Raw genomic sequence first — 14,422 nt, 5'->3', positions numbered from 1 at the left:
CCGGTCGTCAGCGGGCCCGGTCGTCGCCCACCTGCTCCGCGTAGGCCTCGCCGCCGCCGCGGGCGTCGCGGCGCTCACGCTGGGGGACCACCACGTACTTCGGGTCCTCCGCCGAGGCCATGCCGGCGTGGAACACCGCCCACCGCGTGCACGCCGACCCGGCCGCCATCGCCAGTCCGGACACCGCGGACAGCAGCCGACTACGCCGACCGAGGACCGCGCCCACCGCGCCGGCTCCGGTGAGGACCTGCGCCGCCCGGTGGTACTTCCCGGCCCGGCCCTCGTGCAGGGGCTCGGCGGTGATGCCCATGGACCGCTGCATGATCTGGTCGGCGGTCAGTTCGAGAGCGGCACCGCCCACCGCCAGCCGACGGGCGGGACCGGTCTCCTCGAGCGGAGTGAGCAACAGGCCCGCCCCGCCGGACGCGGCCGCGGCACTGCCGACGAAGACGAACGGCAGCTCTCGGCGCGCCGCGCTCCAACTCGGCAGGGACGTGTCGTTGAGCAGCACCGCCGTGTACGACGCGACCGCCGGGGCCACGAGCGCCGCGACGAGGCCGGCCGGCCGCGACGCCCGGCTGATGAGCTCGGTGGGCAGCCGCCGGGCGAGCTTCGCCGGCAGCAGCGGCACGATCTCCTCACCCAGCGCCAGGCCCGCGAACGGCCCGTACGCGGAGAGGATCCAAGTGCCCACGCTCATCGGCGAGGTGGGCTTGAGGACCCGCAGCATGTGGTGGAACCGCTCCGGACGTCCCAGGTCGTGGACCAGGTAGTACAGACTGCCGGTGATCCCGCCGAGTGCGACGATCCGCGCCGAGCGACGCTGATTGGGCAGCCCGGCCAGGTCCGCACCGGCCGCGAGGAGCGACGAGCCACCGGCCAGCCCGCCGAGGAAGAGATACGCCGCGATGTCGTACTTCCACGGCGGAGCCTTGACGATCGGCTTGCCGTAATACGAACGGAACTCCGCGGGGGGCACCACGAGTTGCTCGCGGCCCCCGCGGCCCTTCCGGCGGGTCCGGGCACGCTGCCCCGGCCCTGCGGGGAGGCCCGCCTTGTCGTCGTCGCCCATCAGGACCGTCCCCCCGCGGCGAACGCCGCCACGGCCCCGCCCAGCAGGGTCACCGCGGCGAGCGCGGCCTGGCGCCACATCGCCCCCACGTGCCGCGTGGTCACCACGGGATCCGGCGGCAGCCCGTAGACCTCGGGGTCGTCGAGCAGGAGGAAGAACGCGCCCGTGCCGCCGACGCCGTTGCGGGAGTCGTGGCCGTACAGCTGGGCGTTGGGCTCGCCGGCCTCGACCAGCTGGTCCAGTCGACCGGCCGCGCGCTCGCGGAGCTCGTCGAGATCGCCGAACTGGATCGAGTCGGTGGGGCACGCCTTCGCGCACGCCGGGGTCTGCCCCTCGGTGAGCCGGTCGTAGCAGAGCGTGCACTTCTGCGCGATGCCCACCGCCGGATCGCCAGCCGGACCCGAGCGCCGCTCGATCACGCCGTACGGGCACGCGCTCACGCAGTACCCGCACCCGTTGCAGATGTCGCTCTGCACCACGACCGTGCCGAACTCGGTGTACATGAGCGCGCCGGTCGGGCACACGTCCACGCACGCCGCGTGGGTGCAGTGCTTGCACACGTCCGACTCCATGAGCCAGCGGAAGTCGGTGGGCTCGCCGGCGTCGGGGGAGTCACCGGGCAGGGTCGGCGCCGGCATGCCCAGGTCGACGGGCGCGCTCGGCGCCGGCGCGACCGACGCGTTCGCCACCCGCGCGGGCACCTCCTGCTCGATGAACGCGACGTGCCGCCACGTCGACGCCCCCAGCGCCTGCGTGTTGTCATAACTCATCCCCGACAGCTCGATGCCGTCCTCGGGGATGAGGTTCCACTCCTTGCACGCCACCTCGCAGGCCTTGCACCCGATGCACACGCTCGTGTCGGTGAAGAAGCCCTTGCGCGGCGGCGGATCCGAGTAGCCGTTGTCCTCGGCCGGGTCGATGTCACCGAAGAAGGACCGTCCGAGGTCGGACAGGAAGGCGGACATGATTCAGCTCTCCGTTCCCGGTTCGGTGGGCACGCCGGCGCGGCGACGGTACTCCTCGACGAACTCGAGTAGCGCGGGGCCACGCGGGCGACGTCCCGCGACGATGTCACAGCTCGTCGCCTTGGTCGCGGGGATGGACACGTTGGGGTCGAGTTGCTGCGGCAACAGGTCGTTGGCCGGGTCGCCGATGCTCACGCCGTTGCCGCCCCAGTGGTAGGGCAGCCCGATCTGGTGGAGGGTGCGGCCGTCGACCTGCAGCGGCGTCATCCGGCGGGTCACCAGGACGCGGGCCTCGATCGCGGAACGGGCGGTCACGATCGTGGCCCACCCGCCGTTGACCAGTCCCCGCTCCCGCGCGAGCTCCGGGGAGATCTCGCAGAAGAACTCCGGCTGCAGCTCGGACAGGTACGGCAGCGTCCGGCTCATGGCCCCCGCCGTGTGGTGCTCGGTCAGGCGGTAGGTGGTGAAGACGAACGGGAACACGTCCGTCCCCGGATCCCCGTGACCCGGCTGCGTCTCGTTGTACCGGCCCGGCCGGATCGACCGGGCGGGGTTGGCGTCCCGATCCGGGTAGATCGGGTTGGCCACGGGCGACTCCGGCGGCTCGTAGTGTGCGGGCAGCGGGCCGTCGGCGAGCCCGCGGGGAGCATAGAGCCAGCCCATGCCGTCGTCCTGCATGATGAACGGCTGCGCGCCGCCGATCGCCTCCGGACCCACCGCTCCCTCGGGCGGGGTGTAGTCGGGTGACTTGTCGGCCTCGAAGTCGGGCACGTCGTCACCCACCCACCGGCCGGCGCCGTCGTTCGCATCCGGGTCCCAGCGGATCAGTGACTTGCGCTCACTCCACGGCCGGCCCTCCGGGTCCGCCGAGGCACGGTTGTAGAGGATGCGCCGGTTGGCGGGCCAGGCCCAGCCCCACTCCGACGCGACCGGGCCCTGCTCGTGCCGCGACTTGCGCCGCGCGGCCTGGTTCACGCCGTCGGCGTAGACGCCGCAGTAGATCCAGCAGCCGCACGCGGTCGACCCGTCCGGCTTGAGCTGCGTGAACGCGGACAGCGGCTCGCCGTCGGGGCCGCGGCCGTTGATCTCGGCGAGCACGGCCTCGGCGTCCGGCTCGTCCACCGTCCCCGGCTCCATGGGGTAGTCCCACGTCAGGTCCAGCAGCGGACGGTCGCGCGGATCGGTGGAGCCGGCCAACCTCTCCTTCAGGCGACGCCCGAGGTGGTAGTAGAACCACAGCTCGCTGCGCGCGTCGCCCGGCGGCTCGACGGCCTGGTGCCGCCACTGCAGGAGCCGCTGCGTGTTGGTGAACGTGCCCTTCTTCTCCACGTGATTGGCGGCCGGGAAGAAGAACACCTCGGTGCCGATGTCCTCGGTGCGCATCTCGCCGGTCTCGATCTCCGGCCCGTTCTTCCAGAAGTCGGCCGACTCGATCATGACCAGGTCGCGGACGACCAGCCAATCGAGATTGGCCAACCCGGCGCGCTGCATCCGCCCGTTCGCGGTGCCCACCGCCGGGTTCTCGCCCACCAGGAAGTACCCGCCGCCGCCCTCGTTGACCTGACGCTGCACGGTTGCGGTCGAGTCGGCCTTGCCCGTGAGCTTGGGCAGATAGCCGTAGGCGAAGTCGTTGTCCTCGGTGGCCGCGTCGCCCCACCACGCCTTGAGCAGGCTGACCGTGTACGAGCGCATGTTGCCCCAGAAGCCCTGCGCCTCGTCGTCGGTGCCGATGTAGCTGTCCAGATCCGGCTGGCTGTGCGCGTCCGGAGTGGGCAGGTAGCCGGGCAGCAGGTCGAACAGGGTCGGGATGTCGGTCGAGCCCTGGATGCTCGCGTGCCCGCGCAGCGCCATGATGCCGCCGCCGGGCCGGCCGATGTTGCCGAGCAGCAACTGCAGGATCGCGGCCGTGCGGATGTACTGCACGCCCACGGTGTGCTGGGTCCAACCGACCGCGTAGCAGAACGCCGACGTGCGTTCCCGCCCCGAGTTCTCGGTCAGCGCCCGCGCGACGCGGTGGAAATCCTCCGTGGCGATGCCGCAGGTCCGTTCGACCATCTCGGGGGTGTAGCGGCTGAAGTGCCGCTTGAGGACCTGGAAGACGCACCGCGGGTGCTGGAGGGTCTCGTCCACGTTCGGGTCGGTTGTGGTCGCCGAGGCGCGGGCTCCGGCGGCGCCGGGGACCTCCGCGGGCTCGTCGTCCGAGTCGTCCTGACCCGAGCCGCTCTCGTCCGGCATGTCGTTGCTGCGACCCTCGTACTGCCACGACTCGAAGTCGTACGTCCGGTCCTCGATGTCGAAACCGGAGAACAGGCCCGCAAGATCCTCGGTGTCGAGGAACTCCTCGCCGATGATCGTCGACGCGTTGGTGTAGGCACGCACGTACTCGTGGAAGTAGGAGTCGGTGGTCAGGATGTGGTTGATCAGCCCGCCGAGGAACGCGATGTCCGAGCCGGCCCGGATCGGCACGTGCAGGTCCGCGAGGGCGCTGGTGCGCGTGAACCGCGGGTCCACGTGGATGATGGTCGCGCCGCGCCGCTTGGCCTCGATGACCCACTGGAATCCCACGGGGTGGGCCTCGGCCATGTTGGAGCCCTGGATGACGATGCAGTCAGCGTTGGCCAGATCCTGCTGGTAGTTCGTGGCACCACCACGCCCGAATGAGGTTCCCAGACCGGGAACGGTGGAGGAGTGTCAAATTCTGGCCTGGTTCTCCACCTCGATGGCGCCGAGCGCCGTGTAGAGCTTCTTCATGAGGTAGTTCTCCTCATTGTCCAGCGTCGCCCCACCGAGGCTGGCGAAGCCGCGGGTGCGCCGGACAGTGTCGCCCTTGTCGTCCGTGTCCTCCCAGAACTCTTCCCGCGAGGCCAGGACGCGCTCGGCGACCATGTCCATCGCCGTCTCGAGGTCCAGTTCCTCCCACTCGGTGGCGTACGGCTTGCGGTGCAGGACCGTGGTGATGCGCTCGGGGTTGGTCACGAGCTGCTTGCTCGCGGATCCCTTGGGGCACAGGCGACCACGCGAGATGGGGCTGTCGTCATCCCCCTCGATCTGGACGACCTTGCCGTCGGAGACGTAGACGTCCTGGGCGCACCCGACCGCGCAGAACGGGCAGACGCTCTTGACCACCTTGTCGGCCGTCTTCGTACGAGGGGTGATCTCTAGCGAGCGGCGCGAACGGGTGGCGCTGCCGCGGCCGAGCAGGTCGGACCCGGCCAGCTGGCGTAACACGGGCCAGTTGAGCGGCGAGCCGTACCTCGCCAGCTCGGGCCTGGACCCCCGGGGCCGATCCGGCCCGGACTGCTGGTTCTCCGTCTCCGACATGCCACCTCCCGTACTCGCGTACGTGCCCCATGTAACGCGAGCCCCCCGGGCCCCGCAACCGAATCGCCGTCGGACCCGCCCGGTCGCGGGCGGGCGGTGACCGATCCGTCCCGCGGGCGCCTCCGATCCGCATCATGGTGGGGTGGACGAGCAGACTCAGACCGATTCCGGAGCGTTCGCGACCGTCGGGCTCATGGCCGACCCCGGCGTGCCGCGCCGGATCGCCGTGGCGATCGCCGACGATCTCGCCGAGGACCTGGGCCGCGAACTGGGCGGACGCTGGCGGGTGGAGGTCGACCAGGAGACCCTCCCGCTCGGACCGGAGGGGGAGATCCGGCTCACCGAGCACGCCCCCCGCCTGCTGCAGCAGCACGGGTGGGACTTCGTGCTCTATCTGACGGACCTGGCGACCCACCCCGACGGCGTGCCGGTGTTGTACGACGTCAGCGGCTCGACCGCGGCCGCCCTGGTGTGTGTGCCGGTGCTGGGGGTCTTCCGCGTGCGGTCGAAGGTCCGCGAGCTGGCGCTCCGGCTGGTGCGTTCGGGGACCCGCCGCGACGGACTGGGCGTGCCCGGCACCGACGACCTGCCCCCGGCGCACCGGCGCGGGTTCGCCAACCGGGCCCGCCTGCTCACGGGCATGGTGCACAACAACCGACCCACCCGGATGGTGACGACGCTGTCCGGTGTCGTGGCCGCCGGGGCGGGCTCCGGTGCCTTCGGCATCTTCTACGGCAGCATCGCTTCTCTCGCGGTGGAGCTGCACGCGCTCCGACTGCTGCTCATCAGCATGATGGGTGTGCTCACCCTCGTTTTGTGGCTCATCCTGCGCAACGGACTCTGGACCCGTCGGAACGACGCTTTCACGCCCGGCAACCGACGGATGGACAACGCGGCCACGGTCCTCACGGTCGGGGCGGGTGTGGGCATCATGTTCGTCGGTCTGTTCGCGGCGATGTTCGTCCTGGCGCTCACCGTGATGGACGCGGACTACCTCGCGACGCAGCTCGACCGACCCGCGGTCCTGCTCGACTACGTCCATCTGGCGTGGCTGTCCAGCTGCCTGGGTGCCTTCGCCGGCGCCCTGGGATCGAACTTCGACGACGAGAACGTGGTCCGCGAGTCCACCTACAGCCTGCGGTGGCACGAGCGCCGCAAGATGTTCGACAGCTACCAGAGCCGTGAGGGCGACCCCGACGAGCAGCAGGAACAGCAGCGGATCGAGCGCGAGCATGACGACGACAACGACGACGACAACGACGACGACAACGACGACGCCCGCGGCCATGACACGCAGCATCACGGCGAGCGGAGCTACGGCGAGCGGAGCCGCGGCGAACAGGGCCACGGCGAACAGGGGCACGGGGAGCATCCGGGTGTCGACACGGCCGCCGGCGGCGAAAGCCGCGGAGAGGTCGACGACGACGGGGCCCCGGACCGCGGGGGCGTCATCGCGGACGGCGACTCCGAGTCCTCTCGGCAGGTGGAGGATGACCGGTCGAGAGGGTAGACAAGGGGCATGACCGCCGCACCCGCCGACCTCGCCCCCGTGAACGACGCCACCACGACCGCGCCGCCGCTGCCCCGCGCGTGTGGGCCGCTGTCCGACGCGGTGATCGGGGCGCTATCGACCGGGCGCACGGGCGGCCTGCCGGCGGTGTCGGCCGACGTCGAGCCGCTGGGCCGCGACCTGCAGCTGACGCTCTACACGTTGTACGAGTTGCACTACCGGGGCTTCGATGGCGTCGATGCCGAACTCGAGTGGGATCCGGAGCTCCTGCGGATGCGTCGAGACCTCGAGCGGGTGTTCCTCGAGCACCTGCGCGGCGCGGTCGAGCCGGGCGACGACCCGGTGGCCGAGATGGACGCGATGTCGGTCGAGGCCACCTCCGGCACCGGCCCGTCGTGGTACTTCAAGGACGAGGGCACCTGGGATCAGATCCGCGAGTACTTCGCCCACCGCTCGCTGTACCACCTCAAGGAGGGGGATCCGCACGCGTTCGCGATCCCGCGGCTGCAGGGTCAGGCCAAGGCGTCGTTCGTGGCCGTCGAGTTCGACGAGTTCGGTGGTGGCCGCGGAGATCGCGTCCACCAGCAGTTGTGGGCGGACCTCATGAGCGCGGCCGGGTTGGACCCGTCGTACCTCGGCTATATCGACCGGGTCAGCGCCGAGACGCTGTCGACGGTCAACCTCATGTCGATGTTCGGCCTGCACCGGTCGCTGCGCGGCGCCGCGATCGGGCACTTCGCGGCGATCGAGATCACCTCCTCGCCGGGGTCCGCGCGCCTGGTGGCGGGCCTGCGACGGATGGACGCTCCCGAGGAGTGCGTGCACTTCTACGCCGAGCACGTCGAGGCCGACGCGGTCCACGAGCAGGTCATGCGCCACGACGTGGTGGGCGACCTGGTCGGACGCGAGCCCGAGCTCGCCGCCGACATCGTGTTCGGGATGCGGGCGCTCGACTACCTCGACGACCTCGCGGCCGAGAAGATGCTCGCGGCGTGGAAGCGCGGGGAGTCCTCGCTCCTGCCCTGACGCCCGACGACCCCTGCGGAGCGCGGGGCCGACGCGGCCCCCGCCCGGAATCCGCTACTCCCGCTCAGCCAAGCCCGGAATCCGCTACTCCCGCTCCTGATCCGCTACTCCCACAGGGGTAGCGGATCCCCACTCGGAGTAGCGGATTCCTGGTTGGGCGGTCAGCTCTGCGCGTCGTCCGTGTCAGTGGGGCGCACCTTGCGGCGGTGGCTGGTGTCGCACAGCGGGTAGTTCTTGCTGCGCCGACACGCGCACACCGCCACCATGAAGCGGTCCGAGCACACCCGGTGCCCGTCGGGCGTGGTCATGTCGACCGGGCCCTCGACCAGAATAGGACCGCCCGGCACGATCCGTACGCGGCGGGCGTCGCGCGACGCGCCGCTTCCGCCACCAGCCGAGCCGCCGGTCCCGCGGGCGTCGCGCGTCCCGCGCTCAGCTGCGGTCAACGCGGATCACCGCCAACTCCTCCTCGCGCCGTCCGGGCTCGAGCAGACCGGCGGCCTCGAGGCGCTCGGCGTACGAGGTCATGACGGGGCCGAAGTCGACGGTGCGGGTGGCGATGACGCGCGCGGTGAACCCGAACTGCTCCATCTTGCTGATGGTCTGCGGCGGGTCGGAGAACTCCGAGTGCACGATGAGCATGGTCCCGCCCGGCACGAGCAGGTCGGGGGCGAGCGCGCACAGCTCGTCGAGCACGACCCGCCCGTTGGCACCCGCGTCCCACGCGCGGTTGGGGCCGGTGCCCTCGAGAGGGGCGTCGGAGGGGACGTACGGCGGGTTGGACACCACCACGTCGAAGGGCCCGGCGTAGCGGGCGTCGGCCAGTGTGCCGAGGCGGACGTCGACGTCGACGCCCGCCCGCTCCGCGTTGCTGGACGCGCAGGCGACGGCGGCGGGGGAGATGTCGTAGGCGACCGCCTCGCGGGCGCCCTTGAGCGCGGCCTCGATGGCGAGGATGCCACTGCCCGTACAGATGTCGAGCACGCGCTTACCGGCGACCACGTCGCAGTCCTCGAGTGCGTCGCAGAGCAGCCAGGAATCGTCTTGCGGCGCGTACACGCCGTCGTCGACCTCGATATGGGCGAACCGGGTCTGGGTCATCGGGGCCTCCGGTTGAGCAGGGGGTCGGATGTTGCCCAGTCAATCTGTGAAGGCCGGCGCCTGCAACCGATGTGACCGCGCGAGACGGAGCTGCTACTGCCAGTAGAGGCCGCCGGGCACGTCCGCGCCGCCGGTGAGTCGGCAGGTCAGGACGGTGTCGTCGGCGCCGGTCACGGCGAGGCCCTCCTGCGCGCACGGCCCGCCGGGGCGTGGCTGGCCGACGGCCTCGGCGAGCCCGCCCCCGCCCCCGCCCTCGCCGGCGTCGGGCACGGAGCCGGCGCGGGGCAGCCACAACGGGCCGGCGCCGCGGGGGTCCTCGGTGCAGAACAGCGCGGATCCGTCCTCGGCCTGGGCGACCTCGCCGAGCATCTGGCACGGCCCGCCGGCGCCCACGACGTTGGCGGGCAGCTGCGGCGGGGGTGGGGGCGTGACGGGCGCAGTGGTGGTGGCGGGCGCGGACACCGGTTCGGCGGTGTCGCGGGTCGGCGTGGGGGACGTGGGGGTCGACGACGACGAGGTGCTCGACGTCGCCGCCGGCGGGGCGACCGGTTCGCCGTCCGGGTCGGCGGAACAGGCCGAGAGTGCGACCCCGGCCGCCATCGCGAGTGCGATGACGGCCGGGACACGGCGACGTCCCGAGGTGGTGGGCCGGTGGTTCGTCGCTGTGGGGTTCATTCGATCCTCTGTGGTGCGCTGGTCAGGCCCCGATGATGAAGGCCTCGAGCTCGGCGCGGGCCTTGTCGTCCGCCATCTGCTCCGGCGGGGACTTCATGAGGTACGCCGAGGCCGGCAGGATGGGTCCGCCGATGCCGCGGTCCTTGGCGATCTTGGCCGCGCGGACGGCGTCGATGATGATGCCCGCCGAGTTGGGCGAGTCCCACACCTCGAGCTTGTACTCGAGGTTGATGGGGGCGTCACCGAACGCACGTCCCTCGAGACGAACGTACGCCCACTTGCGGTCGTCGAGCCACTCCACGTAGTCCGAGGGGCCGATGTGCACGTTGCGGTCGTGGACCTTGTTCTTGAGCGAGCCCTCGAGGTTGGAGGTCACGGCCTGGGTCTTGGAGACCTTCTTGGACTCGAGGCGGTCCCGCTCGAGCATGTTCTTGAAGTCCATGTTGCCGCCGACGTTGAGCTGGTACGTGCGGTCCAGCGCGACGCCGCGGTCCTCGAAGAGCTTGGCCATCACGCGGTGGGTGATGGTGGCGCCGACCTGGCTCTTGATGTCGTCGCCGACGATCGGGACGCCGGCGGAGCGGAACTTCTCGGCCCACTCGGGGTCGGAGGCGATGAACACGGGCAGGGCGTTGACGAACGCGACGCCGGCGTCGATCGCACACTGCGCGTAGAACTTGTCGGCCTCCTCCGAGCCGACGGGCAGGTAGCTCACCAGCACGTCGACCTCGGCGTCGCGCAGGGCCTGCACGACGTCGACGGGCTCGGCGGCGGACTCCTCGATGGTCTCGCGGTAGTACTTGCCGAGGCCGTCGAGGGTGGGGCCGCGCTGCACGGTCACGCCGGTGGGCGGGACGTCGCAGAGGGTGATGGTGTTGTTCTCGGAGGCGCGGATGGCCTCGGCGAGATCCATGCCGACCTTCTTGCCGTCGACGTCGAACGCGGCGACGAACTGCACGTCGTTGACGTGGTAATCACCGAACTTCACGTGCATGAGGCCGGGGACGGTCGAGTCGATCGCCGCGTCCTTGTAGTACTCCACGCCCTGCACGAGCGAGGACGCACAGTTGCCGACGCCGACGATCGCGACGCGCACCTTCTGGTCGGTCATTGGGGTTCTCCTTGTGATGGGTTCTCTGTCCGGATGAGCTCGTTGATCCACCGCAACTCGCGCTCGCTGGTCTCGAGCCCGAGCAGGGTGAGCTGCCGGGCGTACCGCAGTTCGGTGGGGCCGGTGCGTGCGGCGGCATCGCGTTGACCCTCGCGTCGCTCCTCCAGGACCCGACGCCGGCCCTCGAGCAACCGCACCCGGGCGGGGCCGGGCGTGCGGTCGAAGAAGACCAGGTGGACGCCGAAGCCGTCGTCGGTGAACGACGACGCCCCGGGTTCGTCGAGCAGGGTCGCCAGCGTCTCCTTGCCGCGCGTGGTGATGCGGTAGGTCTTGCGCCCGCGCCGCGCCGTAGCGGGTGGCCGGGTAGCGGTGGCGGCCGAGGAGTCCTCGACGATGTCGCCCTGGTGTCGGAGGCGACGCAGCGTCGGATAGAGGGAGCCGAAGGACACCGTCCGGACCGTCCCGAGCATCTCGGACAGCCGCTTGCGCAACTCGTACCCGTGCATCGGCCGCTCGTCGAGCAGCCCCAGGATGGCCAGTTCCAGCACTCCAACCCCCCTTCCCACGTCGGTCGTGCCTGCGGATGTCATGCCACGGTCACCGATCGTACACCCGCTGATGTATCGGAGCGATATACCGGTGAGCGCTACCCGGCCCGGGGTCCCGGCGGGAGCCGTAGGCTGGGGTCGTGGACCAGGCCGACTCCCGCTTCCCGCGACCCGGCCCCCCGCCGGGGCCGGAGGACCCCACCGGCCGGGCGGCGCTGCGGCGTCGCCGGGTGGTGGACTTCGCGCTGCGCCGTCGCGGCGTCCTGGCGTCCCTGCGCGAGGGCGGCCTGTCCTTGCGCGAGGTCTGCGACGCGGACGTCTACCTCCTGCGCGCGGCCGGCTTCCACGGCGTGGTCACCGACACCGTGTGTCCGGTCTGCCGCAAGGAGAACCTCACCGAGGTGTCCTGGGTGTTCGGCGACGACCTGGGCCCGGCGTCCGGCTCCGCCCGCGGGGCCGACGAGATCGAGCAGCTCGCCCTGTCCCACGACGAGTTCACCGTCCACGTCGTCGAGGTGTGCCGCAGCTGCTCGTGGAACCACCTCGTCGAGTCCTACGAGGTGGGGCTCACGCCGGGGACCGGAAAGCGCGTACGACGGGCGGTCAGAGAGCTCCGACGCCACCGCTGAACACCCCGCCGGGTGCCCGACACCGCCTCCGGAGTACAGAGTCGGCGCCCTTTTCGTACACAATGGTCGCCAGAGCACCGCCGCCGGGGGCCTTCCGGGTCGGTCGGATCGGCTCGCGGGAGGGTAGAGCATGGCGCAGAACGGCACGACGGGTAAGGCCGCCGGCGAGGACCGGGGCAGGGCCTCGGAGCAGGCCGGGTGGGTCCGCCGCCATCCGGTCTGGACGACGGTGATCCTCCTCGCCGTCGTCTTCCTGGTCGTCCCCCTCACGGTGGCGGTCGTGACCTACAACCGCACGGAGATCCCCGATCCCGGCAGTGTCCGCACGGAGCAGATCTCGGAGATCTACCAGAGCGACGGCACCACGATGATCGGCCGCATCGTCCCGCCCGAGGGGAACCGCACCCTCATCGAACTCGACACGGTGCCCGTCCACGTGCGCAACGCGGTCATCGCCGCCGAGGACCGCTCCTTCTACACCAACGAGGGTTATGACCCCACCGGCATCGGCCGTGCGGTGATCGGGCAGATCACCGGCGAGTCCAGCGCGGGCGGCGGCTCCACCATCACGCAGCAGTACGTCAAGAACACGATGGTCGGGGACGCGCCCACCTACGAGCGCAAGGCCAAAGAGATCATCATCGCAGCCAAGATGACGAACGAGTGGTCCAAGGACCAGATACTCGAGGCCTACCTCAACACCATCTACTTCGGCCGCGGCGCCTACGGGATCGCCGCCGCGTCCACCGCCTACTTCAACAAGCCCGTCGAGGCGCTGACGGTGGAGGAGGGCGCGCTGCTGGCCGGCGTCATCCAGTCGCCCTCCGCTCTGGACCCGCTCAACAACCGCGAGGCCTCCGAGCGACGCTGGAACTACGTCATGGACGGCATGCGCGACATGGGTGCCATCGACGCGCAGCAGCGCGGCAACGCCGTGTTCCCGCAGGTCGTCGAGGATCCACAGGCCGTCGAGCAGAACGTCGGCGACCCCACCAACGGCCCGATCCGGCGCCAGGTGCTCGCCGAGCTCGCCCAGTCCGGAATCGACGAGCAGATGCTCAACACCCGCGGTCTCAAGATCATCACCACGATCGACCCCAAAACCCAGGACGCGGTCGTCAACGCGTCGCGCTCCAACATGCGGGGCGAGAGCCCGGACAACCGGACCGCGGTGGTGTCGATCAACCCGCGCACCGGCGGCGTGATCGGCTACTACGGCGGCGAGGAGGCCGAGGGCTGGGACTACGCCAACGCCCCGCTGCAGACCGGTTCGACGTTCAAGATCTTCGGCGTCGCCGCCGCCCTCGAGCAGGGCATCGGCCTCGGCACCCAGATCTCCTCCGCCCCGGTCACGACCGGCAACGTCACCGTCACCAACGTCGGCGGTAAGTCCTGTGGCTCCTGCTCGATCTCCCAGGCGCTGCTGATGTCGCTCAACACCTCGTTCATCCGCCTGCAGCGGATGCTCGACAACGGAGCCAACGACGTGCGCGACATGGCCCACCGCACCGGCATCCCCAAGCAGATCCCGGGCCTGCCGTGGGAGACCCTGAGCGAGCAGGGCGAGGACCCGTACGACGGCCTCATCCTGGGCCAGTACCCCATCCGCGTCCGTGACATGGCGACCGGCCTGGCGACCTTCGCCGCCGAGGGCGTCCACCGACCCACGCACTTCATCGAGCGCGTCGAGACCGCCGACGGCGAGGTCCTTCTGGACAACTCGTCGATCGAGGGCGAGGAGGTCGTCGAGGCCGACGTCGCCAATAACCTCACGTCCGCTATGCAGCCCATCGCCGCCTACTCGAACGGCCACTCGCTGGCCGGGGGCCGCCCATCGGCGTCCAAGTCCGGCACCACCCAGCTCGGCGACACCGGCTACAACAAGGACGCCTGGTTCGTCGGCTACACCCCGTCGATCGCCACCGCCGTCTGGGTCGGCACCGACGAGAACAAGCCGTTGCTCAACGCCTGGGGCGGCACGATGTACGGGGCCTCCGTGCCCGCCGACATCTGGAAGTCGGCCATGGACGGCGCGCTGTCGGGCACCGACTGGGAGTCCTTCCCCGAGCCCGGCTACATCGGCGGTCAGGCCGGCCGCTCGTCGTGGGAGTCCTCCGGAACCGGCTCGGGCACCACGGGCGGTACCGGGACCGGCGACACGGCTCCCCAGCCGAGCGTCGCGCCCGCACCCGTCCAGCCCGCCCCCGCCCCGCAGGCCCCCGGCCCGCTGACCATTCAGGTGCCCGGCCTACCGGAGATCGTCATCCCCGGCGCCGGCGCGCCCGCCCCGGCCCAGCCCGCCCCCGCCCCCCAGCCGGCCGTGCCCGGTGGCGGCGCGGGTGGTGGTGCCGCGGGTGGTGGCAACGCGGGCGGTGGCAACGCGGGAGGCGGCGGGGCCGAGGCCGGAACCGGCGGCGGCACCGGCCGAACCGGCGGCGACGACGACGGCGGGGCCTGACCCGGT

Annotated in this window: 12 protein-coding genes; 4 read left to right on the top strand and 8 right to left on the bottom strand. The window is 71.1% G+C overall.

The window, feature by feature from the left end; all coding sequences use genetic code 11:
• Positions 1 to 7: 7 nt before the first annotated feature.
• From nrfD to fdh, 3 genes are read right to left on the bottom strand one after another with little or no spacing between them, the layout of a single operon-like run.
• Positions 8 to 1,072 (bottom strand): NrfD/PsrC family molybdoenzyme membrane anchor subunit, encoded by a 1,065-nt coding sequence (gene nrfD / locus C3V38_RS05915; RefSeq protein WP_106385291.1) that lies wholly within the window; start codon positions 1,070 to 1,072, stop codon positions 8 to 10.
• Complete coding sequence (locus C3V38_RS05910; RefSeq protein WP_106385290.1) at positions 1,072 to 2,037, bottom strand: 4Fe-4S dicluster domain-containing protein; 966 nt, start codon at positions 2,035 to 2,037, stop codon at positions 1,072 to 1,074. Before C3V38_RS05910 ends, nrfD begins: the two co-directional genes overlap by 1 nt.
• A gap of 3 nt (positions 2,038 to 2,040) precedes the next feature.
• Positions 2,041 to 5,358, bottom strand: coding sequence for a formate dehydrogenase (fdh, locus tag C3V38_RS05905; protein ID WP_371412141.1), 3,318 nt, complete (start codon positions 5,356 to 5,358; stop codon positions 2,041 to 2,043).
• Positions 5,359 to 5,500: 142 nt separating this feature from the next.
• On the opposite strand from fdh, the gene C3V38_RS05895 reads away from it, so the two are divergent.
• Both C3V38_RS05895 and C3V38_RS05890 read left to right on the top strand, forming a co-directional pair.
• A complete protein-coding gene (locus C3V38_RS05895; protein ID WP_106385288.1) occupies positions 5,501 to 6,868 on the top strand; it encodes a hypothetical protein in 1,368 nt (455 codons plus the stop codon).
• Positions 6,869 to 6,877: 9 nt separating this feature from the next.
• Positions 6,878 to 7,894, top strand: a complete 1,017-nt coding sequence (locus C3V38_RS05890) for an iron-containing redox enzyme family protein (RefSeq protein ID WP_106385287.1) — start codon at positions 6,878 to 6,880, stop codon at positions 7,892 to 7,894.
• Between the two features lie 161 nt (positions 7,895 to 8,055).
• Here C3V38_RS05890 and C3V38_RS05885 read toward each other — a convergent pair whose 3' ends face one another.
• The 5 genes from C3V38_RS05885 to C3V38_RS05865 all read right to left on the bottom strand — a co-directional run bounded on the left by C3V38_RS05885 (position 8,056) and on the right by C3V38_RS05865 (position 11,329).
• Positions 8,056 to 8,340, bottom strand: coding sequence for a CDGSH iron-sulfur domain-containing protein (locus tag C3V38_RS05885; protein ID WP_254426094.1), 285 nt, complete (start codon positions 8,338 to 8,340; stop codon positions 8,056 to 8,058).
• Positions 8,327 to 8,995, bottom strand: coding sequence for a HemK2/MTQ2 family protein methyltransferase (locus C3V38_RS05880; protein WP_106385286.1), 669 nt, complete (start codon positions 8,993 to 8,995; stop codon positions 8,327 to 8,329). The genes C3V38_RS05885 and C3V38_RS05880 overlap by 14 nt, the downstream gene beginning before the upstream one ends.
• A 93-nt stretch (positions 8,996 to 9,088) precedes the next feature.
• Positions 9,089 to 9,670 carry a hypothetical protein gene (locus C3V38_RS05875; protein ID WP_106385285.1) on the bottom strand — a complete coding sequence of 194 codons (582 nt, stop codon included), beginning with the start codon at positions 9,668 to 9,670 and terminating at the stop codon, positions 9,089 to 9,091.
• A 22-nt stretch (positions 9,671 to 9,692) separates the two neighbouring features.
• Entirely contained in the window at positions 9,693 to 10,781 is a 1,089-nt protein-coding gene (locus C3V38_RS05870; protein ID WP_007630381.1) for an inositol-3-phosphate synthase, read from the bottom strand.
• Positions 10,778 to 11,329 (bottom strand): PadR family transcriptional regulator, encoded by a 552-nt coding sequence (locus C3V38_RS05865; protein WP_106385284.1) that lies wholly within the window; start codon positions 11,327 to 11,329, stop codon positions 10,778 to 10,780. The genes C3V38_RS05870 and C3V38_RS05865 overlap by 4 nt, the downstream gene beginning before the upstream one ends.
• Before the next feature lie 140 nt (positions 11,330 to 11,469).
• On the opposite strand from C3V38_RS05865, the gene C3V38_RS05860 reads away from it, so the two are divergent.
• A complete protein-coding gene (locus C3V38_RS05860; protein ID WP_106385283.1) occupies positions 11,470 to 11,958 on the top strand; it encodes a DUF5318 family protein in 489 nt (162 codons plus the stop codon).
• Positions 11,959 to 12,088: 130 nt separating this feature from the next.
• On the top strand, positions 12,089 to 14,416 hold the full coding sequence (locus C3V38_RS05855; RefSeq protein WP_106385282.1) for a transglycosylase domain-containing protein: 2,328 nt from the start codon (positions 12,089 to 12,091) through the stop codon (positions 14,414 to 14,416).
• The last annotated feature ends 6 nt before the right edge of the window (positions 14,417 to 14,422 follow it).

The sequence above is a fragment of the Dietzia sp. oral taxon 368 genome, assembly GCF_002999155.1.
GTDB lineage: Bacteria > Actinomycetota > Actinomycetes > Mycobacteriales > Mycobacteriaceae > Dietzia > Dietzia cinnamea.
The sequence above is the reverse complement of the archived record's forward strand: the minus strand, read 5'-3'. Positions and strand labels throughout refer to the sequence as shown.